General features: G+C 68.6%; 15 protein-coding genes and 1 riboswitch. Of the genes, 14 read left to right on the top strand and 1 reads right to left on the bottom strand.

Features of this window, described 5'->3' with window-relative positions; genetic code table 11:
- Positions 1-276: hypothetical protein (locus tag VEW47_17745; protein ID HYS07024.1), on the bottom strand; the 276-nt coding region annotated here is incomplete at its 3' end.
- Positions 277-338: 62 nt separating this feature from the next.
- Positions 339-418: riboswitch (cyclic di-GMP riboswitch) on the bottom strand.
- A 446-nt stretch (positions 419-864) separates the two neighbouring features.
- On the opposite strand from VEW47_17745, the gene VEW47_17750 reads away from it, so the two are divergent.
- From VEW47_17750 to VEW47_17815, 14 genes are all read left to right on the top strand, one after another.
- Positions 865-1,773: an STAS domain-containing protein gene (locus tag VEW47_17750; protein HYS07025.1), complete on the top strand. Its 909-nt coding sequence runs from the start codon at positions 865-867 to the stop codon at positions 1,771-1,773.
- Positions 1,774-1,789: 16 nt separating this feature from the next.
- On the top strand, positions 1,790-2,173 hold the full coding sequence (locus tag VEW47_17755) for an STAS domain-containing protein (protein ID HYS07026.1): 384 nt from the start codon (positions 1,790-1,792) through the stop codon (positions 2,171-2,173).
- 65 nt (positions 2,174-2,238) lie between these two features.
- A complete protein-coding gene (locus VEW47_17760; protein HYS07027.1) occupies positions 2,239-2,640 on the top strand; it encodes an anti-sigma regulatory factor in 402 nt (133 codons plus the stop codon).
- A complete protein-coding gene (locus VEW47_17765; protein ID HYS07028.1) occupies positions 2,628-3,236 on the top strand; it encodes a SpoIIE family protein phosphatase in 609 nt (202 codons plus the stop codon). The genes VEW47_17760 and VEW47_17765 overlap by 13 nt, the downstream gene beginning before the upstream one ends.
- 4 nt (positions 3,237-3,240) lie before the next feature.
- Positions 3,241-4,203, top strand: coding sequence for an ATP-binding protein (locus tag VEW47_17770; GenBank protein HYS07029.1), 963 nt, complete (start codon positions 3,241-3,243; stop codon positions 4,201-4,203).
- Positions 4,175-4,807, top strand: a complete 633-nt coding sequence (locus VEW47_17775) for a response regulator transcription factor (protein ID HYS07030.1) — start codon at positions 4,175-4,177, stop codon at positions 4,805-4,807. Before VEW47_17770 ends, VEW47_17775 begins: the two co-directional genes overlap by 29 nt.
- Before the next feature lie 414 nt (positions 4,808-5,221).
- Positions 5,222-5,836, top strand: a complete 615-nt coding sequence (locus tag VEW47_17780; GenBank protein ID HYS07031.1) for a response regulator transcription factor — start codon at positions 5,222-5,224, stop codon at positions 5,834-5,836.
- A 146-nt stretch (positions 5,837-5,982) separates the two neighbouring features.
- Complete coding sequence (locus VEW47_17785) at positions 5,983-6,519, top strand: transcription termination/antitermination NusG family protein (protein HYS07032.1); 537 nt, start codon at positions 5,983-5,985, stop codon at positions 6,517-6,519.
- Positions 6,516-7,706: a hypothetical protein gene (locus tag VEW47_17790; GenBank protein ID HYS07033.1), complete on the top strand. Its 1,191-nt coding sequence runs from the start codon at positions 6,516-6,518 to the stop codon at positions 7,704-7,706. The genes VEW47_17785 and VEW47_17790 overlap by 4 nt, the downstream gene beginning before the upstream one ends.
- Entirely contained in the window at positions 7,703-8,320 is a 618-nt protein-coding gene (locus VEW47_17795; GenBank protein ID HYS07034.1) for a polysaccharide biosynthesis/export family protein, read from the top strand. Before VEW47_17790 ends, VEW47_17795 begins: the two co-directional genes overlap by 4 nt.
- Positions 8,321-8,506: 186 nt before the next feature.
- Positions 8,507-9,655, top strand: a complete 1,149-nt coding sequence (locus VEW47_17800) for a glycosyltransferase family 2 protein (protein HYS07035.1) — start codon at positions 8,507-8,509, stop codon at positions 9,653-9,655.
- A gap of 302 nt (positions 9,656-9,957) precedes the next feature.
- The gene (locus VEW47_17805; GenBank protein ID HYS07036.1) at positions 9,958-10,605 is read left to right on the top strand and encodes a choice-of-anchor P family protein; all 648 of its coding nucleotides are present in this window, start codon (positions 9,958-9,960) and stop codon (positions 10,603-10,605) included.
- A 16-nt stretch (positions 10,606-10,621) separates the two neighbouring features.
- Positions 10,622-11,134, top strand: coding sequence for a post-COAP-1 domain-containing protein (locus VEW47_17810; GenBank protein ID HYS07037.1), 513 nt, complete (start codon positions 10,622-10,624; stop codon positions 11,132-11,134).
- A 321-nt stretch (positions 11,135-11,455) separates the two neighbouring features.
- Positions 11,456-12,976: a sugar transferase gene (locus VEW47_17815; GenBank protein HYS07038.1), complete on the top strand. Its 1,521-nt coding sequence runs from the start codon at positions 11,456-11,458 to the stop codon at positions 12,974-12,976.
- Positions 12,977-13,134 lie beyond the last annotated feature (158 nt).

Here is a 13,134-nt window from a genome sequence, read left to right on the forward strand (position 1 = left end):
GTCGGTGGCGTTGGTGATCCGGACGCCGCTAGTGTTGTAGGGCGGCGGGAAGGTGAACGGGCCGCGCGCCGGCAGCAGCGCCTGCAGGACCGCGGCCGACAGTCTCGGCCGCACCTGTCCCGTCGTGGCGCTCTCCAGGAAACCGCCCGGCGCGATCGCGGTATCGGCGGCGGGCGTCGATTGCGACAGCGCCGGCATCGGCACCTGCACCAGCGCGACCACGCAGGCAATAATGGATGGAGAGAGACGAACGGATGGCAGACGAAGAACGGACATGGTGCTCCTCCTCACGCGGAGAACCACCAGTCCCTAAGTGGATTCTCTTGAGCTTCCTTCTCTTCGGCAGCCCGGCTGTCAAAAAAAACTCTGACCCGCGGCTTTGCGTCCCCGCCTCGCGACGGGTTTGCTCTTATCGGGAAGGGGTCTCCGCACAAGCAATCCAGACCCGAGTGCGAGGCTAAGGTGGAACACGGGATTTGTCAACGGAAAAACACGGAGAATGGATCGGAAAAATCCTTGGTCGGCGCGTACTATTCAGGTGATTACTCTAGGGATATGGCGCATTCTCGAGGGCGCCAGACCGGCTGTTCGCCCCGGCCCTCCCGCCTGCGGCGGGCGCGCCACGACGTCCGGAGCGCCCGCTCCGGATCGGACGGGTTTATTACACTGGGCATTCAGGTGTTTACCTGATGGCGGCTGCCCAATCCTCGGGGTATTCATGGCAGTCAAACCCGGGAGAGGGGCAGCCTAAGCGGGCTTCCGGGGGGGGCCTTTTGAAGGTATCATGATCGACACCTATTCCAGGGAACCTCGGTCGTCCGGCGGAGCGGGGCCCTTCCGGGGCCTGCGGGAGGAGGGCATGCAATGAAGGGGGGACGCAACCAGGCGGAACTGAAAACGGAACTGAAACAGGTGCCGTCCGAATCGACCACGGCGCTCCTGCGCGAGCTCGTGTCGCACCTGCGGCAGCACCGGACCCAGCTCCGGGAGGAATGGGCGCAGCGCATCACCGAGGCCAGGCTGCTGACGGCGATGACCAAAGAGGAGGTGTTCGCCGAAGCCACATCGGTCTACGACAACTACGTCGAGGCCCTCGAGACGGGAACCTTCGAAGCGCTGCAGGCTTACGCCCGGAACCTCTCCGAGCGCATCATCCCGCGGGGCGTGCAGACGGACGAGGTCGTCGGAATCGTGCTGCTGCTGCGCGACGTGCTGGCCCGGTCGCTGTTCGGCCGGTATCACGCCGACTTCGACAAGCTCAACAGGATCCTGGATGCCTACGAGCCGGCCGCCAACCGCATCGCCATCACCGTGGCCGTCGGCTTCGTCCAGGAGCGCGAGCGTACCATCCGCGAGCAGCAGGAGGCGATCCGGGAGCTGTCGACCCCCGTCCTCCAGGTCCGCGAGCGGCTCCTGATCCTGCCGATCATCGGCGTCATCGACCCCCAGCGCGCCCGCCAGCTCACCGAGCAGCTCCTGCGCGGCATCCGCACCAACCGCGCCCGGGTCGTGGTCATCGACATCACCGGCGTCGCGGCCATGGACTCGAACGTCGCGAACCACCTTGTCCTCACCGTCGAGGCGTCCCGTCTCCTCGGCGCGACGGTCATCGTCACCGGCCTGTCGCCCGAGATCGCCCAGACGCTCGTGAACATCGGGGTGGATCTCACCAAGATGAACACCGTCGGCGATCTGCAGGGAGGGATCGAGGAGGCGGAGCGGCTCCTGGGCTACAAGGTCCATCCCGTCGAGAAGCCGGAACTGACCGAATAATCTAAGGGGGCCTGCCATGGCCGTCCCGATTCTCAAGCAAGGCGCCTACCTCATCGCGAGCGTCCAGTCCGCCCTGACCGACGCAGACCTGCTGGAGCTGCGCAACGCCCTGGTCGAGATGGTCGGCCGCTACAGGTCGCGCGGTGTGATCGTGGACGTCACCGCGATGGACGTGATGGATTCCTTCGCCTCGCGGACGCTCCGCGACATCGCCCACATGATCCGGCTGCGCGGCGCCGAGACGGTCATCGTGGGCATCCAGCCTGAGGTGGCCTTCACGATGGTGCAGCTCGGACTCACGCTCGAAGGGGTGGCCACGGCGCTCGATCTCGAGGAGGGCCTCGCGTTCCTGGATCGGGGGGCCAAGAAGATGGGCCGTGATGTGGGCGCGACCGGCTGATGCGCTGGGAGCAGCGGACATCCGCGGCCGGCGCGGATGTGCGGCATGCGGGGGAGCGGCCTCCATTGAAGGACGAGACGAAGATCGCGATCCAGGGGGATCAGGACCTCGTGGCGGCCCGCCAGAAGGGACGGGCCCTGGCGCAGCAGCTGGGGTTCTCCAACAGCAATCTCACCCTCATCGCCACGGCGATTTCGGAGCTGGCGCGGAACATCCTTCTTTACGCGAAGACGGGCGAGATGACACTGGGCGTCCTGCAGGACAACGGCCGGGAGGGCATCGTGGTCGTGGCCCGGGACTCGGGCCCCGGAATCTCCGACATCCCGCGCGCCATGCAGATGGGGTATTCGACCTCGGGCAGCCTGGGACTCGGCCTGCCGGGAGTGAAACGGCTGATGGACGACTTCGAGATCGTCTCCAAGGTGGGCAAGGGGACGACGGTGACGGCGACCAAATGGAAGCGCTGAAACGGACGCGCCTCGCCTGGAGCGTGGCCAGCAGGGCGCGGGCCGGCGAGACGGAGTCGGGTGACCGATGCGTCGTCACCGAACAGACGGACGGCGCGCTCCTGGCGGTGGCGGACGGGCTCGGCCACGGGACCGAGGCGGCGCTGGCGGCGGACCTGGCGGTGCGGACGGTGGAGCGCTACGCCGCGGATCCCCTGATCGAGATCGTCAAGCGCTGTCATCAGAGTCTGCTCCGGACGCGCGGCGTGGCGCTGAGCCTGGCGCGCTGGGACGCCCGGGATCGCGTGCTGACCTGGATCGGCGTGGGAAACGTCGAGGGGCTCCTGCTGCATTCCAATGGAGGAGCGGCTCCCGCGAGCGACCGTCTGGTCCTGCGGGGCGGCGTCGTGGGCGTCCGGCTGCCGGCCCTTCTCGTCGCTCCGGTGGTCGTCACCGGGACGGGCCTGCTCGCTCTTGCGACCGACGGCATCTCGGGCGGCTTCGACAAGGAGATCGTCCTGTCGGGCCGGCCGGAGCCCATGGCGGATCAGATCCTGGCCAGACACTCGCGGAGCGCGGATGACGCCATGGTCCTGGTCGCGCGGCTCGAGGGATGACCCGATGAGAGACGAACACCTCGCGGCCCTCAAGGCCCGGTACGCCACGGCGCTGCGGGACTATCTTGGAGACCCCGGCGAGTCGGCGCTGCACCACGCCTACGAGCTCGGACGCCGGGCGATCGTGGACGGCCTCGGAGTCATCGACGTGATCGCCCTGCATCAGGAGGCCCAGGGCAAGGTTCTCGAGGAGCAGAAGGCGCCGGAATCGTGCGTGAGCGCGGTCGAGGGCTCTGCCCGCTTCCTGACGGAGAGCCTGTCACCGTTCGAGATGACGCACCGCAGTTTCCAGGACGCGGTCGCGGCGCTGCGTCGCCTGAACGAGATGCTGGAGGAGGAGGCCCGAAGGATCGCGCACGCGCTGCATGACGAGGCGGGACAGCTCCTCGTCGCGGTCCACCTGGCGGTGAAGGAGGTGGCCGACGGCCTGCCCCCGCGCGCCCGCGACCGCCTGATCGGAATCCGCGCTCCGCTGGATGAGATCGAAAGGCACCTGCGGCGGCTGTCGCACGAGCTCCGCCCGACGATCCTGGACGACCTCGGGCTCGTCCCGGCGCTGGAGTTCCTGGTCCAGGGAGTCAGCGAGAGGGCGGGCATCCCGATCGCCGTGGAGGGCCCCAAATCGCCCCGCCTGCCGGCCCCGGTCGAGGTGGCCATGTACCGGGTCGTGCAGGAGGCCGTGCGGAACGCCACGAAGCACGCCGTGGCGAACCGCGTCGACATCCGTCTCGCCGTCCTGGCGGACGAGGTCCGCTGCTCGGTCAAGGACGACGGCCGCGGCTTCGACGTCCCCGCGACGCTCAACCGCAAGGGGGACCGCGGCCTGGGGTTGATCGGAATGCGCGAGCGTCTCAACGCGCTGAACGGGCAGCTGACAATCGATTCGTCCCGGGGGCGCGGGACGGAGATACGCATCACCATTCCCTTGGGAGAACACCATGCCGATCCAGGTTCTGCTCGCGGATGACCATCAGATCGTACGTCAGGGGCTGAAAGCGATGCTCGAGCACGAGGGATTCAAGGTCGTGGGCGAGGCGGCAGACGGACGGGAGGCGGTGACCCTGGCCGAGACCACCCACCCCGACGTCGCGGTCCTCGATCTCGCCATGCCCGGCCTGAACGGTCTGGACGCGGCGCGCGTGATGCTGCGGGCCTCCGACCGGATGAAGGCGATCCTGCTGACCATGCACACCGACGACCCCTACGTCCTCGAGGCGTTGCGGGCCGGCATCAGCGGTTACGTTCTGAAGACGCAGGCCACCCTCGACCTGGTGCAGGCGATTCGCGAGGTGACCCGCGGGGCCATCTACCTGAGCCCCGGCGTGTCGAAGACCGTGGTCGATGCGTACCGCAACAAGTCCGACCTGCCGCCCGATCCGCTCAGTCCGCGCGAACGCGAGGTCCTGCAGCTGGTCGCGGAGGGGAAGACCACGAAGGAGGTCGCGGCCCTTCTTGGCGTCAGCGTCAAGACCGCCGAGTCGCACAGGACGCGCATCATGTCGAAGCTCGGTATCCACGAGACGGCCGGGCTGGTGCGCTACGCCATCCGCCGGGGCCTCGTCCAGCCCTGATCGTCCGACGGCCGCGCCTGCTCCCCACCCCTCCCTCGGGGAAATTCCCTTCATTCGCTCAGGTCATCACCTGATTTGACGAGGAGGTCTCGCGACGTATCGTCATCGGCAGTCGCCGGACCGGCTTCAGCGGCTGACCCGTTCCGCTGTGACGGACGGGTTGATGGACTGGTTCCCGGTGCCACGTGGTCCTTTTAAGGGCGCCGGGTGAAGGCCAGAGCCGGAAGGGCAGTCATCGATCTCCGGGCCGGCATATGGACCTGCCTCCCCGCGAGCCGCGGCCGGGTCCGCCATCAGGCCCACGCCGCAGGCTCCCGCCACTCCGGCCCCGCCGGGCCAGGGACGGGTCGCGGGGCGGAGGATGGAACATGAGGAAGCCTTCGACAGGCCGATGCGATGAATACCCGCGTACTGGTGGCTGACGACCACCCCGTCGTTCGCCAGGGCCTCAAGTCTCTCCTGACGCGCGAAGGCTTCAGCGTCGTCGGCGAGGCGGCCGACGGCCGCGAAGCGCTGCGGCAGGTCGAGGCCCTCCATCCCGAGGTGGCTCTCCTCGACCTGGGGATGCCCGGCCTGAACGGCCTGGACGCGGCGCGCGAGATCATGCAGAGCAGCGCGGGCACCAAGGTCGTCATCCTGACGCAGCATGCAGAGGAGCCGTACATCCTCGAGGCCCTGCGGGCCGGCGTTCATGGTTACGTCCTGAAGAGCCAGTCGGTTTCGGACGTGGTCCAGGCGATCAGGGACGTCACCCGCGGCAAGCTCTACGTCAGTCCGGCCATCTCGGAGGTGGTTGTCTCGGCCTATCGCGGTCAGACGAGGCTCCCCGCGGACCTTCTCACCACGAGAGAGCGGGAGGTCCTGCAGCTCGTCGCCGAGGGCAAATCGACGAAACAGATCGCCGAGCTCCTCGGAATCGCCCAGAAGACCGCCGAGTCGCATCGCAGTCACCTGATGGTCAAGCTCGGCATCCACCAGGTCGCAGGCCTCGTGCGCTACGCGGTCCGGCGCGGCCTGGTCCAGCCCTGAGATCCGCCCCCCGCGACGGCGGCGTCGAATCCGGGATCTCCCGACTTTCTTTGAGGAGTTCCCCTATTGCCCCGCTCCTCCGCAGGAGGTACGAATCGTTGTGACAGTCTGGAGCTCCGCCCGAGGGCGGGTTTCCGGGGGGCGCCATGACGACGATGACGGAGCGGACCGAAAGAAGGGTGCAGCCGGCCTGGCGTGTCCTCTGGACACAGAGCCACTGCGAGCAGCTGGTGCACGACCAGCTGAGAGTGCGGGGCTTCGAGAGCTTCCTGCCGAAGATCAATGTCTGGTCGAGGCGGGCGGGAAGGCGTCATCTGATCCGGCGCCCGATGTTCCCCGGGTACCTGTTCCTGCACAACACCCTGGACAAGCAGGCCTACATCGAGGTGCGCAAGGCGCGCGGCCTGGTGGCGATCCTGGGAGAGTCGTGGGAAAGACTGGCGACGGTACCCGACTCCGAGATCGCCTCGGTCCTGGCGCTGTCGCAATCCGATCTGCCCTCGATGCCCTATCCCTTCCTGAAGGCGGGGATGCGCGTGCGCATCGCCAGCGGGCCGCTGGCGGGGGTCGAGGGGATCCTCGAGCGCCGCAAGGCGGACAAGGGGTTCCTGGTGCTTTCAGTCGATCTGCTGAGCAGCAGCGTCGCGGTCGAGGTCGACTGCACCTCGGTGGTCCCCGCGTGACCGGGAGAGGCGGCCGGGTCGCGCAGGGGATCGGTTTTCTCGGCGGAATCGTCTTCGGTGGAGCGGCGATGGCCCAGCCGGATCTCTATCTCAAGGGGAGCCTGTCGCTCGCGGAGGTGCGGGACGACAATCTCTTCTACACCCCCGAGTCCAGGGAGAGCGACGTCATCTCCAGGCTCACCCCGGGGATCGAAGCGGGCTCGCGCGCGCCGCGTTTCGACATCGCCGGCCGGTGGGCCCTCGATGTCGAGCGCTTCGCCGACCATCCGGAGCTGGACACCGACCGGGCGCGGGAGTCCGCCGCGCTCGATCTCCACACCCGACTGTCCCGGCCGGTGACCTTCTCTCTGCATGGTGACTACGTGTCCACGCTGACACCGGGCGAGCTCAACCTGGCGACCGGGCTGGCGGGCGGCCGCGCGCGGGCCCGGAGGTTCTCCGCGAGCCCGTCGATCGCCTGGAAACTCGGCCGCGCCACGGACGGCACCTTCGCCTACGCCCGGACGAAGGACGACCTCGCCGGCGGCTCCAGGACGGACACCCGGAGCTCGACCCTGGGGCTGGAGCACCATCACTCTCCCCGGGACACCATGACCGCGGACTACGGCTTCAGCCGGTACGCCTTCGAGGGGAGCGGCCCGGTCGCCGTCCACACGCTGACCCTCGGCTGGGAGCGTCGCGTCGGTCCGCGAAGCTCGTTCGCGCTCCGCGCCGGTCCGCGCTATTCGGGCGGCAGGTTCGATCCCGAAGCGTCGGTGGCCCTGCAACATGGCGCCGGCCGCATCGACACGTCGCTCACTGTCGCAAGGACCCTGAGCACGGTGATCGGGCAATCGGGAACGTTTGTGACGGACAGCGCGCTCGCAGGCATCTCCTTCCGGCCGTCCCCCTCGCTGAGGCTGGGCATGACACCCGGTGTGTACTGGATAGGGGATCCGTCCGGCGGGCCGGAGACCCGGGTGTACGCGGTCGGTATCGAGGGAAGCTGGCGCATCAACGACTGGCTGTCACTCGTGGGCAGGTATCGCAGGAACCAGCAACGCGGGATTCTGGTCTCCTCCACCACGGGGACCGGCGACAGCGTGCAGGAGATCGCGCGCGACACCTTTTTTCTGGGCCTGACCGCCGGCCGCAGCGAGACCCGGCCGCCGGCCGCCGCAGGCGCGTCCGCGGAGGGAAGCCGATGAACTCCGGTCGCAGGATCGATGCATCGAAGTGGACGCTCGTGGCCCTGTGCGTGACGCTCCTGTCGGCGGGATCCCCGTCTCCCCGGGCGGAGGACCGGGGCAAGAGCGAGCCGGGGAAGGGCCCCGCGACGCCGGCCGGGGACTACCGGATCGGACCGGAGGACATGCTCGACATCGCCGTCTGGAAGAACGAGGCGCTCAGCCGGAAGGTGCCGGTCCGGCCGGACGGCATGATCTCTCTCCCGCTCCTCAACGACGTCCATGCGGAAGGGATGACACCCATGGAGCTCCGCGAGGTCCTGATCAAGCGGCTTGCGGAGTACATCCCCAATCCCGAGGTCTCCGTGATCGTGCAGGAGGTCAAGAGCCCCAAGGCGTCGGTCCTCGGAGAGGTCGCGCACCCCGGACGCTACGATCTCAAGGGGCGCACGACCGTCCTGGACGTTCTGGCGGCGGCGGGCGGCCTGACCGAGTTCGCGTCGCGATCGCGCATCGTGATCCTGCGCGAGGGAGGGGGGCGCGACAGACGCATTCGCTTCAACTACGACAAGGCGATGGAGGATGGCGATGCGAACCTCGAGCTTCGCCCCGGCGACATCGTGCTCGTCCGTTAGACGGATCGGGGCGGGCCGGGTGACGCGTCCTCTCGAGAGGAGTGAACGAAAAGGGCTTGTCCGCCGCCCCGGCCGGAGTTCCTGCCTCCGTCCGGCGTCCACCCGGAGGCCCCCCCGCAGCCGGGTGGCATGCGGGGCGGCGGACTCCAGTTCTCCAAGACCCGGATCGGACGGTCACGACCCGCCATGGCCAGCCTCGCCCTGTTCTGGATTTCCGTCCTGCTGATCGGCTACTCCCAGATCGGCTACACGGCCCTCATCCGCGCGTGGGCGGCGGGGCGCCGGCGCTGGGACGACGACCGGGATGAGCGGGTCCCGAGAGTCTCCATTCTCGTCGTGGCCCACAACGAGGCGGCGCGGATCGAGGGACGGATCGAGAATCTCCTGGCGCTCGACTATCCGAGGGATCGCCTGGAGGTCGTCGTGGGATCCGACGGCTCGAGCGACGACACGGCCTCCCGCGCGCGGGGGTTCGCGGCGGCCGGCGTCAGGGTCCTCGCCTTCCATCGTCGCCGCGGCAAGACCTCCGTGCTCAACGATCTGGTGCCCCGCTGCCGCGGCGAGATCGTGGTCCTCGCCGATGCCCGCCAGAGGTTCGAGCCGGACGCGGTCCGCGCCCTGGTCCGCCGTTTCGCCGACCGCACGGTCGGAGCGGTCGGCGGCGAATTGATCCTGGCGGACTCCGCCGGCTCGACCGTCGGGAGAGGGCTCGGTCTCTACTGGCGGTTCGAGAAATCGATCCGGCTGAGCGAGAGCCGCGTCGACTCGACGGTCGGTGCGACGGGCGCGATTTACGCCATCCGCCGCGATCTGTTCGATCCGATCCCCGACGACACCATCCTGGATGACGTCCTGATCCCGATGCGCATCGTCCGTCTCGGGTACAGGGTGGTGTTCGAGCCCGCGGCGCGCGCCCATGACCGGCCCGCGGCCGCCGCGCGCGAGGAGTTCGTGCGCAAGGTCCGCACCATCGCAGGGAACTTCCAGATGTTCGCGCGCGAGCGCTGGATGCTGAACCCCCTGCGGAACCGTCTCTGGCTGCAGACCGTGTCGCACAAGGGTCTCCGCCTTCTCGGACCGCTTCTCCTCACGACCGCCCTGGTCAGCAACGTGTGTCTCGCCGGCCGGCCGTTCTATGACTGGACGCTCCTGCTGCAGGGCGTCTTCTACGCTTCGGCCCTCGTCGGTCACCTCGAGCGCGCCGCGAGGAGGCTCCCGGTCGTCGCCGTTCCCTACACTCTCTGCCTCCTGAACTGGGCCACCGTCGTCGCGCTCCTGCACGTCCTCACCGGACGCCAGAGCGTCACCTGGGACAGGGCCGGACTCCGGTCCTGATCGGCACGGACCCCGGGACCCTCGCCGCGCGCCGGACATTCACCTAGTCCCCTCCGAGGTTCACTCACCGCCTCTCCCGGATTTCTCCAGGCGGACTTTGCAGAATCGACCAGATGGCCGCGGATTCCGCATGGCCGTAGTGTTAGCGGCCGATGAGGATCGTCGGTGCGCGGTCCATGGCGGACGCCGAAAGGAGGGCACGTGAAACGGGCGCGACGAGCCGGGAGACGCCCGCGGGACCGCGCCGACGACCCGCGATTTCGGAGTGGCGTTCAAACGCGTGACACAGTCTGGAGGTCGGAATGACTCGAACCATCAGTCAGCTTCGAACACTGGCCGTGCTCGCCCTCACGGGGGCCGGTCTTCTGGCCTGGCCCGCGGCCGCGACGGCCCAGACCGTCAGCGGCTCCGCGAGCGCGGTCCGGGCGAGCGTATTCGGGATGACGACCACCCTCGCCGACACCGGTCCCCTGGCCGATGCCTCTGACCTGCGGGATGCCTCCAACATGGCGGCCGGCATCCTGTCTCTGGGGAGCGCCGACGTCCTGCACGCTGCGACGGGGGCAAGCCCGGATTCCGTCGCCTCGGAGGCCTCGCTCGCCGACGCGGGTCTGGCGGTCGCCGGCAACTTCATCTCCGCCGCTTTCGTCATGGCCAGGGCCCTGGCCCCGGCCGCCGGTTCGCCCGTCGGCACGTCGGAGATCGACGGTCTTTCGATCAACGGTGTGCCGGTCACGGTGACCGGTCAACCCAACCAGACGGTCTGGCTCCTCGGTGGGCGGGTGATCCTGAACGAGCAGGTCCCGACCTCGACCGGCACGACCGTCAACGCAGTGCACGTCATCGTCAGCGGCGTGGCCGACATCGTGCTCGCCACCGCCAGCGCCGGCGTCGGCTCCAGCGGCTCGGGTCTCCCTCTGCCGCCCCCGCCGCTGCCGCCGCTCTTTTGAGGAAAGGAGGATGACCATGAGAAAACTCATTCTGCTTCTGGCGGTGGTCGGGTTCGCGGTCGTCTGTGGCGGTCGGATCTTCGCCTGGGGAGGTGGCGAGCAGCCGCCGTCCGATTTCGTGACCGGCGGAGGGTGGATCGTCGGAACCCCCTCCGGCGCCAAGGGGAACTTCGGCGTCGGCGGTGGCGTCAAGAACGGCGCCTTCTGGGGTCACTTGAACTATCTCGACCACGGCTCGGGCCTGCATGTGCAGGCGACGAGCATCACCGGCTACGTGTTCGTCGACGACCGTACCCGCGACATCTGCGGGACCTATACGACGAACACCGGCGACAGCGGCTACTTCCGCGTCAGGGTGACCGACAACGGCGAGCCTGGCCGCGATGATTTCTTCGGGATCAAGCTCCAGAGCGGCTATCTCGCCATGGGCGATCTGGGCGGCCCCGATCCGGGCGGGGGGAACATCCAGCTGCACAAGGGGAACGCTTCCAACACGCCCCCGACGACGCCCTCGTTCTGCCCGGTGTGATCGGCGTGTCCGTGCGCACCGGGCCGGCCGACAGTGCCTCGACCTCCGGTCTTCCACTGTCGAGGGATAGATGAATCGCCTGACCCCGCGGGCGGGCGCGAGCGAACACCGGCCCGGTGCGCGCCCGCCCGCGGTCCTTCCTCCGGGATCCCCCCGCGCGCCGGCTGCACTTGGAATCGGAAGGATCCCGGGGGACCGAGTGCACGTTTCTCCCCGGGGCGATTGCGGAATGCCCCGATGGTTTCGTCGCCCGTCGACCTGTACAACAGGGGCGCACGCTGACAGAGGAGTCGAAGCGGTGATTAACGAGGCGGTGGTCCGATGACGGTGGTCCTGGCGCTTCTCGAGTGCGTCCTGATCTGCGCCGCGACCTGCGCCGCCATCCACTTCGGGTCCGCACCGCGCGCCGGAGGGGCTGTCCTCCTGGCGATCGCCCTGGAGCGCTCGCTGGCCCTCTCCGTATCCTGCGTCGTCGCCTTCTATTACCAGCAGCTCTACGATCTGCGCGCCGTCAGGACGTTCAGGGCGTTCCTCGCCCGCCTGCCGAAGTCCGGCGGGCTGGCCTTCGTCCTGACGCTCGTCCTCTGGAGGCTGATCCAGCCGACGGAGATCCATCGCCTTGTTCCGCTCCTGATCCTGGCGGCGCTCCTCGCCGTCCTCCTGCCGCTGCGGGCGCTCGTCTATGGGTTTGCTGCCCTGCGTCCGTTCGCGCGGCGCAACCTGGTGCTCGGCACCGGTCCTCTGGCGAGACAGATCGTGCATGAGCTGGAGGCGCTCTCCGGCTCCCGTGATGCGCTCGCCGGCATCGTCGCCGAGAGCGGCGGCGATCGTTCCCTGACGATGAAGGCGCCGGTCCTCGGGACTCTCGAGGATCTGGACACGATCCTCACCCGGACCGATCCCGCGCGGATCGTGGTTGCCCTGGATGAACGACGGGGTCGTCTTCCTGTGAGGCGCCTGCTCGAGGCCAGGGTCCGGGGGATCGCCGTCGAGGACGGGGGGGAGGTCCTGGAGCGCCTGACCGGCAAGATCGCCATCGAGTCGATCCTGCCGGGCGCCCTGGCGTTCTCGAAGGACTTCCGCGCCTCCCGCGCCCACGACGCCCTGGCGCGGGCGGGCGGCGTACTGCTCGCGGGCGCGGGTCTCGTCCTCTCGTCCCCGCTCTTCCTCCTCGTCGCCCTCCTGATCAAGCTCGACTCGCGCGGTCCCGTCCTGTTCGTCCACGAACGCGTAGGGCTGGGGGGCAGGCGCTTCCGTCTTCTCAAGTTCCGGACGATGCACCCGGCCGACGGCGCCACCTCGGAATGGGTCCGCGAGAACGAGGATCGAATCACCCGGGTCGGCAGGTGGCTGCGCAAGTTCCGACTCGACGAGCTGCCGCAGTTCGTGAACATCCTGCGGGGCGACCTCAACTTCATCGGGCCGCGGCCGCACCCGGCGTCCAACTTCGATCTCTTCGACCGGGTCGTTCCCTATTACTGGCTGAGAACCCTGGTCCGTCCCGGAATCACGGGCTGGGCGCAGGTGCGCTACGGGTACGCCAACAACCTCGAGGAAGAGACGGAGAAGATGCGCTACGACCTGTACTACATCAAGCACCGCTCCTTCCTCCTGGACGTGCGCATCCTGCTGGACACGGCCCGGGTCGTTCTGCTGGGCCGCGGCGCCGAGTCCGTGGAGTCCCCTTCGGGCGAAGCCCGGGAGTACGACCGGGTCGCCGCGCTGCTGCCGCATCTCCTCCTCCGGCGCGACACGGGGCGGGCGCTCGCCCTGCACGGCGCCGCGACCCCGCTGGCGCTCGGCGACGATTTCAGGCGCCGCTCGGGAAAGCGACGGTCCTGAGGGCCCGCGACCGGCCGGAAGGCGGGCCGGCCCGGGGGCGGCTCAGGGATCCACCGCCCCGGTTCTGAGGGACCGCCTGATTGGATCTCGACGTCATCCGTCGCATCCTGTGCCCGGGCCGCCGGCGGATCGGTGGTCGCGAATCGCGGGAGCAAGAC

Source organism: Candidatus Dormiibacterota bacterium, assembly GCA_035635555.1.
Lineage (GTDB): Bacteria > Acidobacteriota > Polarisedimenticolia > Gp22-AA2 > Gp22-AA2 > Gp22-AA3.